Source organism: Nocardioides asiaticus (assembly GCF_040049175.1).
Classification (GTDB): Bacteria; Actinomycetota; Actinomycetes; order Propionibacteriales; family Nocardioidaceae; genus Nocardioides; species Nocardioides cheoyonin.
Map to the genome: position 1 here is coordinate 784,758 of NZ_JBDZDM010000001.1, position 14,433 is coordinate 799,190.

10 protein-coding genes are annotated in these 14,433 nt (G+C 71.3%); 3 read left to right on the plus strand and 7 right to left on the minus strand.

The window, feature by feature from the left end; all coding sequences use genetic code 11:
• Positions 1-12: 12 nt before the first annotated feature.
• On the plus strand, positions 13-993 hold the full coding sequence (gene ku / locus ABLE53_RS03820; RefSeq protein ID WP_348857316.1) for a non-homologous end joining protein Ku: 981 nt from the start codon (positions 13-15) through the stop codon (positions 991-993).
• A 117-nt stretch (positions 994-1,110) separates the two neighbouring features.
• On the opposite strand, the gene ABLE53_RS03825 is transcribed toward ku, so the two are convergent.
• From ABLE53_RS03825 to ABLE53_RS03845, 5 genes are all read right to left on the minus strand, one after another.
• Entirely contained in the window at positions 1,111-1,932 is an 822-nt protein-coding gene (locus ABLE53_RS03825; protein WP_348857318.1) for an LURP-one-related family protein, read from the minus strand.
• A gap of 133 nt (positions 1,933-2,065) precedes the next feature.
• The gene (locus ABLE53_RS03830) at positions 2,066-3,982 is read right to left on the minus strand and encodes an ABC transporter ATP-binding protein (protein WP_348857319.1); all 1,917 of its coding nucleotides are present in this window, start codon (positions 3,980-3,982) and stop codon (positions 2,066-2,068) included.
• Complete coding sequence (locus ABLE53_RS03835; protein ID WP_348857321.1) at positions 3,979-5,976, minus strand: ABC transporter ATP-binding protein; 1,998 nt, start codon at positions 5,974-5,976, stop codon at positions 3,979-3,981. The genes ABLE53_RS03830 and ABLE53_RS03835 overlap by 4 nt, the downstream gene beginning before the upstream one ends.
• A gap of 100 nt (positions 5,977-6,076) precedes the next feature.
• On the minus strand, positions 6,077-6,541 hold the full coding sequence (locus ABLE53_RS03840; protein ID WP_348857322.1) for a cupin domain-containing protein: 465 nt from the start codon (positions 6,539-6,541) through the stop codon (positions 6,077-6,079).
• Positions 6,542-6,651: 110 nt separating this feature from the next.
• Entirely contained in the window at positions 6,652-11,463 is a 4,812-nt protein-coding gene (locus ABLE53_RS03845) for an NAD-glutamate dehydrogenase (protein WP_348857323.1), read from the minus strand.
• A gap of 166 nt (positions 11,464-11,629) precedes the next feature.
• Between ABLE53_RS03845 and ABLE53_RS03850 the strand changes: the two genes are divergently transcribed.
• On the plus strand, positions 11,630-12,103 hold the full coding sequence (locus ABLE53_RS03850; RefSeq protein WP_348857324.1) for a DUF2505 domain-containing protein: 474 nt from the start codon (positions 11,630-11,632) through the stop codon (positions 12,101-12,103).
• 13 nt (positions 12,104-12,116) lie between these two features.
• On the plus strand, positions 12,117-12,602 hold the full coding sequence (locus tag ABLE53_RS03855) for a DUF2505 domain-containing protein (protein WP_348857326.1): 486 nt from the start codon (positions 12,117-12,119) through the stop codon (positions 12,600-12,602).
• Here ABLE53_RS03855 and ABLE53_RS03860 read toward each other — a convergent pair whose 3' ends face one another.
• Both ABLE53_RS03860 and ABLE53_RS03865 read right to left on the minus strand, forming a co-directional pair.
• Positions 12,603-12,938, minus strand: a complete 336-nt coding sequence (locus ABLE53_RS03860) for a DUF6912 family protein (RefSeq protein WP_348857328.1) — start codon at positions 12,936-12,938, stop codon at positions 12,603-12,605.
• Positions 12,935-14,392 carry a wax ester/triacylglycerol synthase family O-acyltransferase gene (locus tag ABLE53_RS03865; RefSeq protein WP_348857329.1) on the minus strand — a complete coding sequence of 486 codons (1,458 nt, stop codon included), beginning with the start codon at positions 14,390-14,392 and terminating at the stop codon, positions 12,935-12,937. The genes ABLE53_RS03860 and ABLE53_RS03865 overlap by 4 nt, the downstream gene beginning before the upstream one ends.
• Between the last annotated feature and the right edge of the window lie 41 nt (positions 14,393-14,433).

The following is a 14,433-nucleotide window of genomic DNA, read 5'->3' on the forward strand; positions in this document are numbered from 1 at the left end:
AGGATGTGACGCATGAGAGCGATCTGGAAGGGCGCGGTGTCCTTCGGGCTGGTGAGCGTGCCCGTGAAGCTGTACGCCGCGACCGAGTCCCACGACGTCTCGTTCCGCCAGGTGCACGTGAAGGACGGCGGGCGGATCCGCTACCAGCGGGTCTGCTCGATCGACGGCGAGGAGGTGCCGTACTCCGAGATCGCCAAGGGCTACGAGACCGAGGACGGGGAGATGGTCGTCCTCACCGACGACGACTTCGCGAACCTGCCCACGACCTCCTCGCGCGAGATCGCCGTCGAGAAGTTCGTGCCGAGCGACCAGATCGACCCGATGCTGTTCGAGCGCTCCTACTATCTGGAGCCGGAGAACACCGGGGCGAAGCCGTACGCCCTTCTCCGCCAGGCGCTCCTCGACGCGGACCGGATGGCCGTGGTCACGGTGGCGCTTCGGCAGCGTACGACGGTCGCCGTGCTGCGCGTGCGCGATGACGTGATCGTGCTGCAGACGATGATGTGGCCCGACGAGATCCGCACGCCCGACTTCAACGTCGAGACCGGCGAGGTGAAGGACTCCGAGGTCAAGATGGCCCAGATGCTCGTCGAGACGCTCGCCGGGGACTTCGACCCGAGCGAGTTCGAGGACGACTACGCCGAGGCCGTCGAGACCCTGGTGAAGTCCAAGATCGAGGGCGGCGAGGTCGAGCGCACGCCCACCTCCACGAAGTCCTCCGGCGAGGTGGTCGACCTGCTCGCGGCCCTGCAACGCTCCGTCGCGGCCGCCAAGAAGTCGCGCGGCGAGGACGTGCCCGAGGAGGCCGAGGACGCGGAGGACACCGACACCGAGGAGGAGGCACCGGCGAGGAAGAGCGCTGCGAAGAAGTCGACCGCCAAGAAGTCCTCCTCCAAGGCGACCAAGAAGGCCCCGGCGAAGAAGACCGCGGCCAAGAAGTCGACCAGCAAGAAGTCGACGACGAAGAAGACCGCCGCCCGCAAGGCCAGCTGAGCGCCCGCTCGCCCACTTCCGACGTGTCACGTACGTCGTGAGGTGTCACGGTGACACTTTGGAAGTGTCACCGTGACAGTTTCGTCGGGGGGCGCCGCCGGCCCGGTGAGGGGCCGGTCAGTTGAAGCCGCCCCCGGAGTCCTGCTTGAGGGCGGTGTCGACCGCGACGGCGGCGGCGACGACCAGGGAGCGCAGCGGGTCCTCGAGGGGCCGGTGGATCTGGACGACGTAGTTGTCGGCGGTCGTGAACATCGCCTTCGCCAGCCCCTCCCAGGTCTTGGTGATCCGGGCGATCTCGGTGCCGGTGTGGTCCTGGATGTTGAAGTTCCAGGCCCTCCAGTTCTCGGCGTTGATCGAGCCGTAGGTGTGGCCGCCGGACTCGAGTGCGAACCGGATCTTGCCGATCGCGTTCTGCTGCACGATCTGGCCGATATCGGCGCCTGCGCCGTCCTGCACGATGACCCGGCTCTTGAGGAACTTCGCCGGCCGGGTGAGCGCGAGCACCACCTGGCCCTTCGCGTCGACGACCTGGAGCTTGTGGGTGAGGAACTGGTCGTAGCTGGAGAGCAGCCGGACCGCCTTCTTGAACGCGTTCTGGCCGACCTGGCGTACGGCGCCGAGCTGGCGGCCGTGCTGGTCGTAGACGGCGTACTCGTTGTTGAGCTCGATCAGCTTCGCCTTCTGGTTGACCACCAGCACCGGCTCGGTGAAGAGCGAGCCGCCGCCGGCGTACTGGCCCGCTTGTACGCCGGCGCGGGCGACGTCGCGCTGGACCTTCTCCGTCGGCCGGTTGACCTGCGGCACGTGGCTCCCGCCGACCGGCGGGTCGACCGCCTGGCGCCCGTGGGAGGAGACGTGCTCGGTCCACTGCGACCCGTCCCAGTAGCGAAGCTCGTGGCGGCCGAGCGGGTCGGGGTACCAGTTGGCGGCGTGGCTCATGCCGTCGCCCCCGTCAGGAACAACGAAGAATACGGGTGCGACGGCCTGAGGATCTGGACGGTCGCTCGCTGACGCTCGCTCATGCCCGGAACCTACCGCCGGCCAAGCGGCCGCAAACCTGGATCGTCAGAAGTCAGGCGAGGGAGGCGAGCCAGGCCTCGTGCAGGCCGGCGAACCGCCCGTCGCCGCCGGCGACCAGCTCGGCGGGCGAGCCGTCCTCGACGATCCGGCCGTGCTCGAGCACGAGCACCCGGTCGGCGATCTCCACCGTGGAGAGCCGGTGGGCGATGATCACCGCCGTACGACCGGCGAGGACGGTGCGCAGCGCCTGCTGGACGAGCCGCTCACTCGGGATGTCGAGCGACGAGGTCGCCTCGTCGAGGATGAGCACCGCCGGGTCGGCGAGGAACGCCCGCGCGAACGCGATCAGCTGCCGCTGGCCCGCCGACAGCCGACCACCCTGGTTGGAGACCACGGTGTCGTAGCCGTCGGGCATCGCGGTGATGAAGCCGTGCGCGCCGAGCGCCGTGGTGGCGGCGACGATGTCGTCGTGGGACGCCTCGGGCCGGCCGAACCTGATGTTGTCGGCGACGGTGCCGGTGAAGAGGTAGTTCTCCTGGGTCACCATGACCACGTTGCGCCGCAGGTCGTCGGAGGTGAGGTCGCGGACGTCGATCCCGTCGAGCAGCACCCGGCCGTCGGTCGGATCGTAGAACCGGGTGGCGAGCTTGGCGATCGTCGTCTTGCCGGCCCCCGTCGTGCCGACCAGGGCGAGGGTCTGCCCGGCGGGGATGGTGAGGTCGAGGTCGGGGATGACCGGCCGCCCGCCGACGTACTCGAAGCGAGCGTGGTCGAAGGTGACCTCGCCGCGGGCGCGGTCGAGCGCCACGGGCTTCGTCGGCTCCGCGACGCCCGGCTCCTCGGCGAGGACGCCGGCCAGCTTGTCGAGGGCTGCGGAGGCGGACTGGAAGGTGTTGTAGAACTGCGAGATGTCCTGCATCGGGTCGAAGAACTGGCGCAGGTAGAGCAGGAAGGCCGCCAGGGTGCCGACCGTGAGGTGGCCGTGGTAGGCGAGGTAGCCGCCGATCAGGAGGGTGAGGCCGATCGTCAGGTTACCGATCAGCTTGATGCCCGGCATGAACCACGCGACCAGGCGGAAGGCACGCAGGTTGGCGTCGCGGTACTGGTCGTTGACGTCGTCGAAGATCTCCTGGTTGCGCGGCTCCCGGCGGAACGCCTGGACCGCGCGGATGCCGCCCATGGACTCGACGAAGTGGACGATGACGAGCGCGACCTTCTCCCGCGTGACCCGGTAGGTCTTCGCCGACTCGCGGCGGAACCAGACCGTCAGCCAGGTGAGGAACGGGATGCTGACGAGCGCGATCAGGCCGAGCTCCACGTTGAGCGTGAGCAGCAGGATCGACGTGCCGAACAGCGTCAGCGCGGCGGTGATCAGCCCGTCGAACCCGGTCTCGAGCATCTCGTAGATGCTCTCGATGTCGGAGGTCTGCCGGGAGATCACGCGGCCGGAGGTGTAGCTGTCGTGGAACGCCGGGCTGAGCCGCTGGAAGTGCTCGAAGACCCGGCCCCGCAGCTCGAAGAGGACGCCCTGGCCGATCTCGCCGGACCTCACAAGGAACCGGTTGCGGGAGATCGCCTGCGAGACCGTGGCGACCAGCACGAGCGCCACGATCAGGGACAGCGTCTTCTCGTGCAGGTCGCCGGCGGGGATGCCCTTGTCGATGCCGAACTTCACGAGGTACGGGATCGAGAGCCGGCTGACGTTCTCGACGAGGACGACCGCCATCAGCCAGTAGAGCGACCTCTTGTAGGGCCGCAGCAGGTCGACGAGGAGCCGGCGGGCGCCGGCGCCCATCTTCCCGGCCTGGGCGCGCTCGGCCGCCTCCTCGGCGTCGGCGTCGAGGATCCCGCGCCACGACCGGTTGGTCTCGAGCGCCTCGAGTTCGGCCTGCGACAGGTTGCCCTGCTCGGACCGGGCAGACTGGGCGGGCTGCTGCGACGACTGCTGGGGCGTCGTGCTCGCACTCATCGGCTCTCCGCCCCTTCGAGGTAGTCGTCGTCGAGGTCGTCCAGCTCGGGCCGCGACCCGTCGTCGGAGTCGTACGCCGAGAGCAGCTCGCGGTAGGCCGGGACCGTCGCCAGCAGCTCGCGGTGGCCGCCCGTGGCGGTGATCCGGCCGTCCTGGAGGAGCGCCACCCGGTCGGCGAGCAGCACCGTCGAGGCGCGGTGTGCGACGATCAGGGCGGTGGTGTCGGCGAGCACGCGGCGCAGCTCCTGCTCGACGAGCTTCTCGGTGTGGACGTCGAGCGCGGAGAGGGTGTCGTCGAGGATCAGCACCTTGGGCCGGGCGAGCACCGCGCGCGCGAGGGCGAGCCGCTGCCGCTGGCCGCCCGAGAGGGACATGCCCTGCTCCCCGATCCGGGTCTCGAGGCCCCACGGGAGGTCGTGGATGAAGTGCGCCTGCGCGATGTCGATCGCCTGGGCGATCTCCTCGTCGGTCGCGTCGAGGCGCCCGAGCACGAGGTTCTCCCGCGCGGACATCGAGAACAGCGTCGGCTCCTCGAAGGCGGTGGCGACCAAGGTGCGGAGATGGACCAGGTCGAGCTCGCGGACGTCGACGCCGTCGATCGTGACCCGGCCGCCCGTGACGTCGTACAGCCTCGGGATCAGCGCGGTCAGCAGCGTCTTGCCCGAGCCGGTCGCGCCGACGAGGGCGACCGTCTCGCCCGGCCGGATCTCGAGGTCGAGCCCGCTGAGGATCTCCTCCGGGTGATCGCCGCGCGGGCTCTGCCTGACGTCGTCGAAGCCACTCTGTGCATTTTCGGCGAAGCCACTCTGTGCATTTTCGGCGAAGCCACTCTGTGCATTTTCGGCGAAGCCACTCTGTGCATTTTCGGCGAAGCCACTCTGTGCATTTTCGGCGAAGCCGAAGTGGACGCCCTCGAAGCGGACGTGGCCGCGGGGGTGGTCGATGGTGCGGGTGCCGGAGACGATCGAGGGCTCGGTGTCGAAGATCTCCAGGATGCGGGCGGCGGCGGTCATCGCCTCCTGGGACATCGCGAGGATCATCCCGAGGCTGGAGACCGGCCAGACCAGGCTCAGCATCAGCGTGATGAAGGCGACCAGCTCGCCCGTGGTGATCGCGCCGCGGCCCACGCCGACGGCACCGAGGGCGAGGACGACGACCACCGCGACGTTGGGGATCATCTCGAGGAAGGTCCAGAAGCGCGCCGAGGTACGCACCTTCTCGAGGTTGGTGTCGTGGAGCTGGCGGGCCTGCGCGGCGTACTGCTCAGAGACGTGGCGCGAGCGGCCGAACGACTTGATCGTCCGGATGCCGACCGCGCCCTCCTCCGCGAGGGTGGCGAGGTCGCCCTGCTCGTCCTGGACCCGGCGCGAGATCCGGGTGTAGCGCCTCTCGAAGCGCATCGAGAGCATGATGATCGGCACCGCCGCGGCGGCGACGACGAGGCCGAGCGGCCAGTACATCTGTAGCAGCACCAGCGTCGTGATGAGCAGCTGCAGGATGTTCATCACCAGGAAGAGCATCCCGAAGCCGGAGAACCGCCGGATCTGGGAGAGGTCCTGGATCGCGCGGGAGAGCAGCTGGCCCGAGCCCCACTGGGAGTGGAAGCTCATCGGCAGCTCCTGGAGCCGGCGGTAGAGGTCCTTGCGCATCGTCGTCTCGAGGCCGAGGACGGCGTTGGACTGCACCCACCGGCGCAGCCAGATCAGGAACGCCTCGAGGCAGCCGAGGGAGAGCGCCAGCAGTCCGAGGGGCAGCACGCCCGCGGTCTGGTGGTGGCGGATCGGGCCGTCGATCAGGTGCTTGGTCACCAGCGGGATGACGATCGTCATCAGGACCGCGCCGAACGCGGCCACGGCCATCCAGAACAGCGACCAGCGGTAGGGCCGCAGATAGGGACTGAGTCGGAAGAGGGTGCGGAGGCTGGCGTTGGCCTCCACATCGTGCGAGTCATGACCGGCCGTGGCCGGAGCGGAGGAGGACGACGACGACGACATCGTTAGCAAGGATAAGCGTCGCCACCGACACCGTAAAATCCTTTCCCGACCGAAAGATCTTCGGTCGCGGTGCGGGTGCAGGGCGGGTCGACGACCGGGCCTAGGGCGCCGGCGGCGGCGCCTCGCCGACGGCGACCGGGCCGACCCACTCGAGGCTGTCGAGGTTGACCACGATCGCCTCCTGCGTGGTCCGGGCGATGACGACGACCGCCTCGTCGTCGGGGTCGGGGTTCTCCTCGCGGTGCGGCACCCAGGGCGGCACGTAGACGTAGCTGCCCGGACCCGTGACCAGCCGGGTCTCCTCGCCGTCCTCGGCGAGGAACACGAACTCGGGCCGGCCGCTGACGACGTAGATCCCGGTCTCGGAGTGACCGTGGTGGTGGTTGGCCGACGCGGTCGAGGGCGCGACGTGCGTCTGGCCCATCCACAGGTCACGCGAGCCGACCGACCTGCCCGAGATCGCCTCGAGCCGTCGCATGCCGCCGGTCTGCGCGGTGTCGCCCACCAGGCCGTCGGGCTCGATCGCCGAGAGGGCGCGGTGGAAGTCGTCGTACGGATCGATCACCCTGGCAGCCTGTCATGGCCCGCGCGAGGTGTCACCGTGACACCTCGCGCCTTCGTCGACAGTTCGCAACCGTCACGCACGCCCCGGACTGTCACCGTGACAGTTCGGTGTCAGAGCAGTCCGCGGATCACCCGCAGCCCGACGGAGAGCCGGGCGAGGTCGGCGTTCTCGTCGGCGACGATCCGGCCGAGCATGTCGGCGGCGTGGGCGACCTCGCGCGAGTCGAGCCAGGCCGGGTCGTGGAGTGCCCGCGCGGTGAGCTCGGCGTGGGCGGCGTGGAGGTCCTCGCGGATCGCCGCGCGCGCCATCGACTCCCAGGTGTCCTCGCGCGGGAGCGCGACGATCCGGTCCAGGACCGTCGGCAGCCCCAGCCGCTCCCCCACGATGACGTGGGTACGGGTCACCTCGACCGGGTCGAGGCGCTCGCGGAGGGCGACGTCGACCACCGCGAGCAGGACGTACGCCGCCGGGAGGATCGCCACCCGGGAGGCCAGCCCCGCGGGGACGTCGCCGTCGAGGAGCCGCTCCCGCCGGGCGTCGTACGCCGCCAGCTCGGCGCCGGTCAGCAGCTCCGGCAGCCGCGCCAGCACCTCCTGCACCGGCCCGCGGAACCGCTCGACGGCGGCGGAGCCCTCCCCCGGCCGGTGCGCCACCAGCCAACGGGTCGCCCGCTCGACGAGGGTGCGCGCGTCGACCCGCATCCGCGTCTGCAGCCCGGCCTCGACCCGATGGTCGAGCGCCCGGATCTCGTCCAGCACCTCGGCGACGCCGAAGACGTCGCGGGCCACGAAGCGCGCGAGCACGAGGTCGGAGATCGGGGCGCTGGTCTCGGCGACGAGCCGCGGCCAGAAGGTCTTGCCGGCGTGGTTGACGACGTCGTTGACGACCTGGGTCACGACGATCTCGCGGCGCAGCGGGTGGGCCTCGATCGCCTCGGGGAACCGCTCGCGGACGAGCGAGGGGAAGTAGGCGGGCAGACCGGCCGCGATGTAGGGGTCGTCGGGCAGGTCGGTGTCGATCAGCTCCCGGGCCAGCTCGATCTTGGTCCAGCTCATGAGCACCGCGTGCTCGGGGGCGGTGAGCGCACCGCCGGTCTCGAGGCGGCGGCGCACCTCCGCGGTCGAGGGCAGTCCCTCCACCGCGCGGTCGAGGACGCCGCGCTCCTCCAGCCGCGCCATCCACTCCTCGTGGACGTGCAGCAGCGACGGCGCGTGCGCGGCGGCGTTGGCGAGCGCGAGGTTCTGCTCCTCGTTGTCGGCCAGGACGAGGTCGGCGACCTCGTCGGTCATCTCGCCGAGCAGCGCGTTGCGGTCGGCGGTGGTCAGCTCCGCGGCGGCGACCTGCCGGTCGAGCAGGATCTTGAGGTTGACCTCGTGGTCGGAGGTGTCGACCCCGGCGGAGTTGTCGATGGCGTCGGTGTTGATCCGGCCGCCGACCCCGGAGGCGCCGTGCATGGCGTACTCCACCCGGCCGGCCTGGGTCAGGCCGAGGTTGCCGCCCTCCCCCACGACCCGGGCGCGCACGTCGCGGCCGTCCACACGAACCGCGTCGTTGGTCTTGTCGCCCGCCGCCGAGTGCGGCTCGTGGGACGCCTTCACGTAGGTGCCGATGCCGCCGTTCCACAGCAGGTCCACCGGCGCTTCGAGGATCGCGCTGATCAGCTCCGCAGGGGTCATCGAGGTCACCCCGGCGTCGATCCCCAGCGCCCGGCGGCAGGCGTCGTCGATCCGGATCGACTTGAGCCGCCGCGAGTAGACCCCGCCGCCGGAGGAGATCAGCGACCGGTCGTAGTCCTGCCAGCTCGACCGCGGGAGGTCGAAGAGCCGGCGCCGCTCGGCATACGACGTCGCGGGGTCGGGATCGGGGTCGAGGAAGATGTCGCGGTGGTCGAAGGCGGCCACGAGACGGATGTGCTCCGAGAGCAGCATGCCGTTGCCGAACACGTCGCCCGACATGTCACCGACGCCGACGACGGTGAAGTCCTCGCGCTGCGTGTCGAGCCCGAGCTCGCGGAAGTGCCGCTGCACGGACACCCACGCGCCGCGCGCGGTGATGCCCATCGCCTTGTGGTCGTAGCCGACCGAGCCCCCGGAGGCGAACGCGTCCCCGAGCCAGAACCCGTAGTCGGCCGCCACCGAGTTGGCCAGGTCCGAGAAGGTCGCGGTGCCCTTGTCGGCGGCCACGACGAGGTAGGAGTCGTCGCCGTCGTGGCGTACGACGTCGGGCGGCGGGACGGTCTTTCCGTCGACCAGGTTGTCGGTGACGTCGAGCAGCCCCGAGATGAAGGTGACGTACGCCGCCCGGCCCTCCCGCAGCCAGCCCTCCCGGTCCGCGGAGGGGTCGGGCAGCCGCTTGGGCACGAAGCCACCCTTCGCGCCGACGGGCACGATGACGGTGTTCTTGACCATCTGCGCCTTGACCAGGCCGAGGATCTCGGTGCGGAAGTCGTCACGCCGGTCCGACCACCGGAGCCCGCCACGGGCGACCGCGCCGAACCGCAGGTGCACGCCCTCGACGGCCGGGCTGTAGACGAAGATCTCGTACGCCGGCCGCGGCTGCGGCAGGTCGGGGAGCATCGTCGGCTCGAGCTTGAGCGAGAGGTAGTCCTTGGGCGCGCCCTCGCGCGTCTGCCAGTAGTTGGTCCGCAGCGTGGCGCGGATGTGGGCGAGGTAGGAGCGCAGGATGCGGTCCTGGTCGAGGCTGGCGACGTCGTCGAGCGCCGCCCCGATCTCCTCCGCGATCGCGTCCTGCCGGCCGCCGGTGCCCGTCGGGTCGAACCGCTCGGCGAAGAGGTCGAGCAGCAGCCGGGTGATCGCGACGTTGCTGCGCAGCGCGGTCTCGATGGTGCTCTGCGAGAACGGGGTGCCGCCCTGGCGCATGTACTTCGCGTACGCCCGCAGCACCGTCACCTGCCGGTGCGTCAGCCCGGCCTCGAGCACGAGCGCGTTGAAGCCGTCGACCTCGCTCCGTCCGGCCCACAGCGCCCGGAGCGCGTCGCAGAGCCGCTCCTGCTCCTCCTCCGGCCGTTGCCAGGTCGCCCGGTCGCCGCAGCGCAGCCCGAAGTCGTAGACCAAGGTGCGGTGCTCGAGCCCGTCGAGCTCGTACGGCCGCTCGTCGGTCACCTCCACGCCGAGGGAGGTGAGCATCGGCAGCACGTGGCTGAGCGACATCGCCTCGCCGACGCGGTAGACCTTGAGCCGTACCTCCTCGACCGGCGCGCCGGGCTCCTGGTAGACGGCGAAGTCAACGCCGCTCGGCGGCGCGAGGTTCTCCAGCCGGCCGAGGTCCTCGGCGGCCACCGTCGGCGCGAAGTCCTCCTTGTAGGCCTCCGGGAAGGCGTCGAGGAAGCGGGCGAGCCGGCCCGCGCCGTCCTCGCCGTACGCCGCGATGAGGGCGCTCACCAGGTCGTCGCGCCAGCTGCGGGTCGCCGCCTGCAGCCGACGCTCGAGCGCCGCCACGTCCACCCCGTCGTCGAGGCTCCCGGGCGGCACGTGGACGACGAAGTGGACCCGGGCGTTGGTGGTCTCGCCGATGCGGACGTTGAACTCCAGGTCTGTCCCGCCGAGCTCCTCGGTGAGGATCTGCGCGAACCGCTCGCGCACGGACGTCGAGTAGCGGTCGCGCGGGAGCGACACGAGCACCGAGACGTAGCGGCCGTAGGTGTCCGGCCGGACGAAGACCCGCAGCGTCCGCCGCTCACGGGCGCCGGTCGCGGTCTCGGCCATCGGCTCGAGCTCCTCGACCGGGGTGTGGAACAGCTCGTCGCGCGGGTAGGTCTCGAGGACGTCGAGGAGCTCCTTGCCGCCGTAGCTCCTGGGGTCGAATCCGCTGTCGCGGAGCACCTGCGCGACCTTCACGCGCAGGACCGGGATCCGGGTGACCGACTCGCGGGAGGCGCGGGTGGTGAACAGCCCGAGGAACCGGCGCTCGCCGACCACCGCACCGGACTCGTCGAAGACCTTGACGCCGACGTGGTCGAGGTACGCCCGCTGGGAGACGGTGGCGCGCGAGTTGGCCTTGGCCAGCACCAGCACCGTCTTCTCCCGCGCGCGCTCGCGGACCTTCGGCGGCATCAGGCCCTTCTCGGGCGAGAGGTCCGGGTCGGCGCGGAGGATGCCGAGGCCGGTGCCCGGGACACCGCGGAGGTACGCCGGCTCCCCGCCCGCCTCGGGACCCTCGGCGCCGTCGGCGTACCCGAGGCGGTACTCCCGGTAGCCGAGGAAGGTGAAGTGGTCGTCGGCGAGCCACTCCAGCAGGGCGGCCGCCTCGGCGGCCTCGGCCGGGTCGACGCTCACCGGCGGCGTACGGCGCAGCTCGGCGACGATGTCGGCGAGACGCTGCCGCAGCTTGGCGGAGTCCTCGACGGCCTCGCGCACGTCCTGCAGCACCCGCTGGAGGTCGGCCACGATCCGGCCGGTGTCCTCGTCGGGCACCCGGTCGATCTCGATGTGCATCCACGACTCCCGGACCGCGCCGTCGGCCGGTGAGCTCGACGCGTCCGCGACCGGCGCGACCCCCTGCAGCGCGCCGGTCAGGTCGCGGACGACGTCGAACACGGGGTGGACGACGAGGTGCACGTCGCGGTGCTCGCGGGCGAGCTCCATCGTGACCGAGTCGACCAGGTAGGGCATGTCGTCGACGACGATCTCGACGACGCTGCGGCCCCCGGCCGACCAGCCCTCGTCGGTCGTGGTCGGCGTCGACACCCGCACCCGCGCGGTGCCCTGCGGCCGGGTGGTGGCGAGGGCGAGGTGGGAGGTGAGGGCCCCGCGGACGTCCTGCGGGCTGCGTCCGGCGAGGTCCTCGGCGGCGACGTGTCGGACGTACGCCGGCAGCAGCCGCTCCACGGAGTCCCGCTCCGGAGGCGGCGCCTCCGCCACGGCGGTCTCGACGAGAGCGGACTTCGGCGTGTTCGTGGACACCCAGACGACGGTAGACCCACCTCGACCCGCGGACGAGACCAGGCACGAAGGATCTGCCGATGGGATCCATCGGCGCAGACTTGGCCGGGCCGAGGACGGACCTAGGTGGGCCGGTGTGGTTGGACTCACCGGCCCGGGACCGGGCGTCTTCGGCATGATGTCGGCCATGAGCAAGCAGCTGTCGATCGACCTGACCTACGACGCGCCGGTGGCCGAGGTGGCGAAGATGGTCTCGGACCCGGCGTTCCGGGAGCGGGTGTGCGAGGCCCAGCACGCCCTCAGCAGGAGCGTGACGATCGACGGGACGCGGGTGGCGATCGTCTACTCCCAGGTGGTGCAGGGGGTGCCGGGCTTCGCGAAGAAGTTCGTCGGCGACACCATCGAGGTCCACCAGGACGAGACCTGGGACGCCGCGTTCACCACCGGCGACATCGTCGTCACGCTGCCCGGCAAGCCCGGTGACCTGAAGGGCACCGCGACGCTGACCGAGAGGGACGGCACCACGGTGGAGAGGGTCGCGCTCACCGCGACCGTCCACGTGCCGCTGGTCGGCGGGAAGCTCGAGGACCTGATCCTCTCGATCTTCGAGAGGGCGCTGAAGAAGGAGCGCGAGGTCGGCGTCGCCTGGCTCGCCGGCTGACGGGCAGGCCGCCATGACCACGACGCTCACCGTCGAGCACACGTACGACGCCTCCGTCCGGCGGGTCGCCGAGATGCTGGCCGATCCCACCTTCCGCGAGCGGGTCTGCGACGCGCAGGGCGCGTCGCGGCGCTCGGTCAGCATCGGCGGCACGCCGCTGCAGGTCACCATCGAGCGGGTGCAGCCGACCGCCGGCGTACCCGCCGTCGCGTCACGGTTCGTCTCCGGCGAGGTCGTGGTCCACCACCACGAGGTCTGGTCCTCGGAGACCGCGGCGGTCGTCGAGATCACCCCGGCCGGCGGCCTCGCCACGATCCGCGGCAACACCACGCTGGTCGAGAACGCCGGTCGTACGACGCAGACCGTCCACCTCTCGATCAAGGTGTCCATCCCGCTCGTCGGCGGCCGGATCGAGGCGCTCGTCCAGGACCTGATGAGGAAGGCCTACCGCTCCGAGCACGAGGTCGGGGTCGCCTACCTCGCCGAGCAGGGGGCGTAGCTAGATCAGGTCCGGGATCTCCTGGGTGGCGAACCAGCCGAGGTCCTCGTCCGGGTCGGCACCCGCGGGCCGGTCGACCACGTCGGCGTGGACGGCGACGGCCTCGGAGAGCGGCACAGGACCGGTCGCACCGGAGCCTGTCTCGACGACGACCACCACCCGGCGCCCCGGGCCGGACAGCAGGGCCGCGGAGGCGTCGGCGGCGGACATCAGGGCGGCGTACTCCCCCTCCTCCGACTCGTCGGGCGCCAGGAAGCCGTCGTCGGTGGAGGGCACCGCGCCGGCGGCGTACCACTGCGCGAGCAGGTCGACGGTGGCCGGCACGTAGATCCTCACGACCCGCCCCCGTTCGTCGTCGACCTGGTGCTCGTCCGCTTGCGTCCGCGCGGCGCGCGGTGGCGCTCCCCGGTGGTGGTGTCCAGCAGCTCGTCGAGCGCGTCGCGCAGGCACTGCTGGAGGACCGCCGCGTCCGGCACGAGGTCGCGGTCGGCGGTGACGCCGTAGAAGACCTTGCCGGCGTACGACGTGACGCCGACGGCGAGCGCATGGCCGGGCTCGAGCGGCTGGACGGGGTAGCTGGCGACGAGACGCGCGCCGGCGGCGTACCGCGGCGTCTGCGGCCCCGGCACGTTGCAGACCGACAGCAGCCGGTCCGCCGAGCTCTCCCACGCGACCCGCGACCCCATCGCGTGGAAGGTCGCCGGTGCGAAGCCGGTGATGCCGGCGAGCCGGTCGGCGCCGACGGCGCGGCCGGTCTCCCTGTGCTTCTCGAAGGAGTACGAGACCTGGTGGAGCCTCACCACCGCGCTCGCCTCGCCGACGGGCAGCTCGACGAAGTGCGGCGCGATCTGGGTGCCCATCGCGGTGGCCTCGAGGTCGTCGTCGATGACGCTGACGGGTACGACGGCGGGCACCTGCCGCAGGCCGGCGAGCGACTCCGCGCGGGTCATCAGCCACCCGCGCAGACCGCCCGCGACGACCGCGAGGATGACGTCGTTGACCGTGCCGCCGTGGGTGTCGCGGATCCGCCGGTAGTCCTCGAGGTCGCTCTCGAGCGCGACCACGAGGCGCTGCTGGGAGAGCTGGCCGGAGAGCGGCGTCGGCCGCTCCGGACGGCGGCCGGCGATCGTCTGGGCGACCGAGCCGACCAGCCCGAGAGCGCCGGCGACGCCGCGCAGCACGAAGCCGCCGAGGCTCTGGGCGGTCTGGGAGAGCGTGTCGACGTCGGTGAGGGTGTCGCGGACGGCGCCGAAGACCAGCCGCGGGCCGGACGCCGGGCGCGGCATCCAGCCGTCCTCGCCGAGCGGCGTCGAGCTCGGGCTGACGTCGAGCAGGAGCTGGCCCAGGTCGACGGTCTCGATGCCGTCGACGAGCGCCTGGTGGGCCTTGGAGAGCACGGCGACGCGACCGTCGGCGAGCCCCTCGACGACGTAGATCTCCCACAGCGGCCGGCTGCGGTCGAGCGGCCGCGAGACCACCCGGGCCACGAGGTCGCGCAGCTGGTCGAGGTTGCCCGGCCGCGGCAGCGCCGAACGGCGTACGTGGTACTCGAGGTCGAAGCGCTCGTCGTCCACCCAGACCGGGGCGGCCAGACGGCCGGGGACCACCTGGATCCGCTGGCGGTAGCGCGGGACGAACGAGAGCCTGTCGGCGACGAGCTCGAGGAACACGTCGTAGTCGAACCCGCTGTCGGCCGGGTCGAGGATGTCGACCGTGGCGTTGTGGCGCGGCGCGGTGGCTGTCTCCTGGGTCAGGAAGGTGAGGTCGCGCGGGCTGAGCCGGTCACTCACGCTGCCCTGCCTCCTCTCAGGAGCCTCTTTGGTTCGCATGG

Coding starts and splice junctions, on each gene's coding strand:
- ABLE53_RS03830 (WP_348857319.1), bottom strand. CDS start 3,982: ATGAGTGCGAGCACGACGCCCCAGCAGTCGTCGCAGCAGCCCGCCCAG.
- ABLE53_RS03835 (WP_348857321.1), bottom strand. CDS start 5,976: ATGTCGTCGTCGTCGTCCTCCTCCGCTCCGGCCACGGCCGGTCATGAC.
- ABLE53_RS03825 (WP_348857318.1), bottom strand. CDS start 1,932: ATGAGCCACGCCGCCAACTGGTACCCCGACCCGCTCGGCCGCCACGAG.
- ABLE53_RS03855 (WP_348857326.1), top strand. CDS start 12,117: ATGACCACGACGCTCACCGTCGAGCACACGTACGACGCCTCCGTCCGG.
- ku (WP_348857316.1), top strand. CDS start 13: ATGAGAGCGATCTGGAAGGGCGCGGTGTCCTTCGGGCTGGTGAGCGTG.
- ABLE53_RS03850 (WP_348857324.1), top strand. CDS start 11,630: ATGAGCAAGCAGCTGTCGATCGACCTGACCTACGACGCGCCGGTGGCC.